Origin of the sequence: Sphingomonas sp., from assembly GCF_019746665.1 — a bacterium.
Lineage (GTDB): Bacteria > Pseudomonadota > Alphaproteobacteria > Sphingomonadales > Sphingomonadaceae > Sphingomonas.
On the sequence record NZ_JAIERS010000018.1, the window covers coordinates 1 to 4,933 of the forward strand.

The window sequence follows — 4,933 nt, forward strand, 5'->3', positions numbered from 1 at the left end:
CCGGCGCGCCGACATCTTCCTAGGCAGCATCCACCTCGCCGCCGCCATCATATGGTGCTTATGAGTCCCAGCCCTAGCTTCACGCCTGCATCTTCGGTCGTCAATCTTAAAACACCTTGCGCAGATTGAATGTTAGTGTCCGCCCCAGTGGGTCGAGATAGGCGGGCTGATAGCTGATCGGCGTCGCGCCGGTTTCGTCGCGCACCTGCGGACGGGTGTTGAACAAGTTCGTCACGCCCAGCGTCGCGCGCATCCCCTTGAGCCAGCCGGGCGCGTGTGATGTGCCATAGCGTTCGCCGAGATTGGCGAACAGGTTCAGATTCACCACCGCATAGTCATTGAAGCGCAGCACGCCGTCGGGTCCGCCGAAGCCGCGAATCTCGGTGCCGCTGCGCCAGGTGGCGGTCAGGCGCGCGCCGAACCCCTTCTTGAAGGCGCCCGCCTGGAACTCGATTTCGTGCTGGCGCCGGCCGCCGAGGAAATCGACCGCACCGCCGGTCAGCAGATCAAGCGTGGGCGCGCCGTTCCGCAACCGGATCGAGTCCTCCAGATACCAGTTGTGATAGAGGCTGAGGAACAGCCGGCTGGTGAGATTGGCGGCGCCGCGCCCGAGCGCGCTGCTGCTGTCGGCCTGCGCCAGGACCGCGTTGGGGAAGGCGCGGCGGACATCGGCCTCGCTGTTGAACACGCGCACACGGGCATCGCGCAGGATCGCCGGTACTTCCCCAAGCGGGCGGGTGAAGTTGATGCCCCAGCGAATCTGGTCGCGATTGGCCTCGGCGAAATTGACCGGCCGGCCGTCGATCCCCACCAGCCGCGCCTGCGCGTCGCGGGCGAAGCGTTCGGGAAAGGCCGCCTCGATCTGCGCGGTCAGGATCGGAAAGGGCGCGATCGGATTCTCGATCCGGGTCGAGACATAATCGAAGCTGAGGGACAAGTCGGTCTTGGCCAGCGGGTGGACGTTCAGCCCGAACCGAACGGTCTCGCGATCATCGGTGCGCAGCAGCGCATTGCCGCCCGAGACGCGCGCGATATCGACAACCTCGCGCCGGAGAAAATCGAAGGTGCGGGAATTGGGCGTCACCAGCAGCGGGCCGCCCAGCTGCTCCAGCGTCGGTGCGCCTTCCTCCTGCGTCGCGGAGGCGACAATGTTGATCGCCGGGACGGGGGACCAGCTGAGGCCATAGCCATAGGTGCGCAGCGTCCCCGCGTCCGACAGTCGCTCGACCGCGGCATTGGCGTTGAGCGATAGGTTGCCGAGCGGCGATGCCTGGTTTTCCGCGCGGTTCAAGATCGGCAGGTCGATATCGATCTGCGCGGCGCCGCGGTCGCGCGACAGATCGGCGCGGACATCGGTGGCGCCGAAGGTGGCGCGGCTGGTGAAATCACGGAAATCGGCGCCGAGCCGCACGCTCGCGGTCAGTGGTCCGCCCGGTAGCGAGAACACCGGGCCGGAAAATAGGAAATCGGCATTGGCGAGCCGGTCGGTCGAGAGCGACAAGTCGCGCCGCCCGCTGCCGTCGATTGCGTCGGTCAGCACCTTGTTGTCGATATGGTCGTAATTGCTCGTCACCGTCCACTGCCAGCGGCCGACGCGGCCGTTGATGGTGGTGCCGAGATGGCCAAAGGTGCGATCGGTGGCGCGGCGTATCGGCCCGGTGAGGCCAAGCCCGAGCAGACCGTCGCTCTGGGTGACATCGAACCGGCCGTTAAGCGTGGCCGCCACATCCTGGAGCAATGGCCCACTGATCACCCCGTTCAGGCCGAATTGCTCGCTTTCGGGCAGCAGCGTGCGAAAGCGAGCGAGTTCGGGCATGCCCGCGAACTGGCGCACGTCGCGCTCGCTTTCGAGCAAAGCGGCGGCGCGGTTATAGGTCGCGCCCAGGCTCATCCGCGTGTCGCCGTTGATCGCCAGCAAATCGCCATTCGCGACCCCGCTCTCGCGTCCGCCCTCGCCCGGCGTGACGAAGGCGAGTTGCCCGATCTTGGAGCGAAAGCGCTGGAAGGTGACGATGTTCACCACCTTCTGATCGGCGCGATAGCCATATTTCAACGCCAGTTCCTCGGGAAAAATCTCCATCCGCTCGATCGCTTCGGAAGGGATGCGGGCGATCTCCGAAAAGTCCGAAACGCGCTTGCCGTTGAGCAAGGTCACCGGGCCGCCGCCGCCGCGGCCGCGATTGCTGCTAGTTTGCGAACTGATCGCCTCGAGCAGCGCGCCGATATTGTCGGCGCCGAACGCGCGCAGATCGACTTGGCTGAAGCTGCGCTCGGGCGGGATGTTGCCGACCACCGAGCCGCGCGGCCGCGAACTGGAGACGACGACATCGCCGTTGCTTGCGCGGGCAGCGCCGCGCGGCGCGGCCCCCTTTTCGCCGGGCACGCCATCCTTGAATTGCTCTTCCAGCTGGCGGAGGATTTCGGGCGGGAGCGGTTTGCCGTCCAGGCTGCGGAATTGCGGCTTGTTCGGCCCGGCCGGCCCGCCCGGTGCGGTCCCGCCGGGGTTTGGATTTGCCGTGTCCGCGGGCGGCGTGGGGGCCTGCCCGTCCTTGGCGGCGGGAAGCGTCAGCACGGTCCCCGAGGCGGGTACGCCGTTCTTGAACTGCTCCTCCAGCAGCTTCTGAATTTCGGGGGGTAGCGGCTTGCCGTCGGCGCCACGGAACTGCAGTTTCTTCGGCGGCGTCTCGCCCGGCGGCGGCGCCTCGCCCGTCCCGGGGGAGGGCCTCCCCGTCGCCGGGGCCGGCACTTGCTGCGCCATCAGCGCGCACGGCGCCATCCCCGCCACTACCCCCGCGAGCAAAGCAAATTTGGTCTTCACGCCTGTCCTCCAGAATAGATCGTCGGGCCGGCGTGAAAGCAGGATCGGGTAGCGCGGTGATGGCGCGCGGGTAACAGTTGCTGATACGCAAATGCTACACAGCCGCGTTACGAAGCATCGTCATGGAGCCCGAAGCCACCGCCACCAGCACCGTTCTTGTCGTCGATGACGACGCCAGCATCCGCGATGCCATCGCCGAATTCCTCGGCGCGCACGGCTATGCGGTGCGCACCGCCCCCAATGCCGCGAGTTGCGAGCGCCAGCTTCAGGCGGCGCCAAGCGACCTGATCGTGCTCGACGTGATGATGCCGGGCGAGGATGGGCTTTCGCTCTGTCGCCGATTGGCGCCCGCGGGAACGCCGATCCTGATGCTGAGCGCGCTCGACGATGTGACCGACCGGATCGTGGGACTGGAAGTGGGCGCCTGGGATTACCTCACCAAACCGTTCGAGCCGCGCGAACTGCTCGCGCGGGTGCGCGCGCTGCTCCGCCGCCCGGTCGCCGAGCGCGGCGAGGCGCCACGGAGCGGGGTGACCTTCGCCGGCTGGTGGCTCGACGTCGAGCAGCGCCGCCTGCGCGATCCGGCCGGCCGCGTGCTCGCGCTTTCGGAGGGCGAACACGCGCTGCTCGCCGCCTTTGTCGCGCGGCCGGGGAGGGTGCTGACGCGCGACGTGCTGCTCGACCTTGCCCGCGGGATCGACGCGGCGAGCTATGACCGCGCGATCGACATCGCCGTCAGCCGCCTGCGCCGCAAACTCGCCGAGGCGGACCCCGCGCCGCTGATCGAAACGGTGCGCGGCGTTGGCTATCGCTTCGTGCCGACGGTGCGCCCGGCATGAAGCGCGCACCGAGTGCGCTCGTCTCGATCGGGGGCTTCGGCGTCACCGTCGCGACGCTGAGTGTCGCGACCACCGCCGCCATCGTTATCCTGGCGCCGCCGCCGCCAACCCAGCGCACCAGCGCGATGGACGCGATCGCCGCGCTGCAACGCCCGGTACCCGGCTTCGAGCGCCGGCTGCTGCCCGAAAAGCCCAAGGGCGCGGGCGTGCGAATGCTTGAAGGGCTGATCGCCGCCGAACTCAACCGATCGCCGCGCGACGTTCATGTCAGCTGGTTCGATCGGCGGTCGGTCGCGAGCGCGTTCAGCGGCGGCGTGCGGACCACCGTGGTAACCGCTCAGGCGATGAAGCTGCCGCCGTCGCTCGTCCTTTTACAACGCAAGAACAACACCTTCGAACTTGTCACGCCGACCACGGTGTCCCGCGCGGTGCGCAATCCGCTGCTCGGTTTGCCGCTCCCGGCCTTCACCGCCAGCGTGCGCCAAGCCGATAATCGCTGGTTGAGCGTCGCGCCGGCGCAGCCCCTGCTCGCCGGCTGGCAGCGCAACATCCTGATCGCACTCGCGGTCAGCCTGGCGCTGCTCGCGCCGATGGCGTGGATCTTCGCGCGCCGCCTGACGCGGCCGTTCCGCGCGCTCGCCGGCGCGCTCGATCATCATCACGCGGTGGTGCCGCAGGACGGCCCGCGCGAGCTGCGCGAAGCAGCGACGACGATCGCGACGATGCGCAACCGGCTCGCGATCGAAGCGGCGGAGCGCGCGCGCATCCTGACCGCGATCGCGCATGATCTGCGCACTCCGCTCACCGGCCTGCGTCTGCGGCTGGAGACCGCGCCCGAGCCGCAGCGCGGTCGCATGGTCGCCGATGTCGAGCGGATGCAGGCGATGATCGACGAAGTGCTGGCCTATGCGCGCGGAGCGGCGGCGCCTGTCGAGGTGCTCGACGTCCGCCCGCTCCTCGCCGCGATCGTCGATGAGATGGCCGAGGGCGGCGCGCCGATCCGCCTGCTGCCCGGCGAGGAGGCGCGCGTCACCGTGCCCATGCTCGCTTTCCGCCGCGCGATCGAGAACCTCCTCGGCAACGCGCTCGCCTATGCCGGGGGCGGCACGGTGGCGGTGCGCCGGGCGGACGGACATGTCCTCGTCGCGGTCGCCGATCAGGGCCCGGGCATCCCCTCCGCCGAGCGCGAGCGGCTGCTCCGCGAGCGTATCACAGATCAGGGGCAGATCGGACGGTAAGGCAAACGAGCGGATGATTGCCCGTCATCCGACGCGCC

3 protein-coding genes are annotated in these 4,933 nt (G+C 68.6%); 2 read left to right on the plus strand and 1 reads right to left on the minus strand.

The features are described 5' to 3' along the window. Positions 1-106: 106 nt before the first annotated feature. The gene (locus K2X73_RS12020) at positions 107-2,818 is read right to left on the minus strand and encodes a TonB-dependent receptor (RefSeq protein WP_294111196.1); all 2,712 of its coding nucleotides are present in this window, start codon (positions 2,816-2,818) and stop codon (positions 107-109) included. 122 nt (positions 2,819-2,940) lie between these two features. Between K2X73_RS12020 and K2X73_RS12025 the strand changes: the two genes are divergently transcribed. Together K2X73_RS12025 and K2X73_RS12030 are read left to right on the plus strand one after the other, a co-directional pair. After that, on the plus strand, positions 2,941-3,657 hold the full coding sequence (locus K2X73_RS12025) for a response regulator (protein ID WP_294111198.1): 717 nt from the start codon (positions 2,941-2,943) through the stop codon (positions 3,655-3,657). Further along, positions 3,654-4,895 (plus strand): HAMP domain-containing sensor histidine kinase, encoded by a 1,242-nt coding sequence (locus K2X73_RS12030; RefSeq protein ID WP_294111199.1) that lies wholly within the window; start codon positions 3,654-3,656, stop codon positions 4,893-4,895. The genes K2X73_RS12025 and K2X73_RS12030 overlap by 4 nt, the downstream gene beginning before the upstream one ends. Positions 4,896-4,933: the final 38 nt, after the last annotated feature.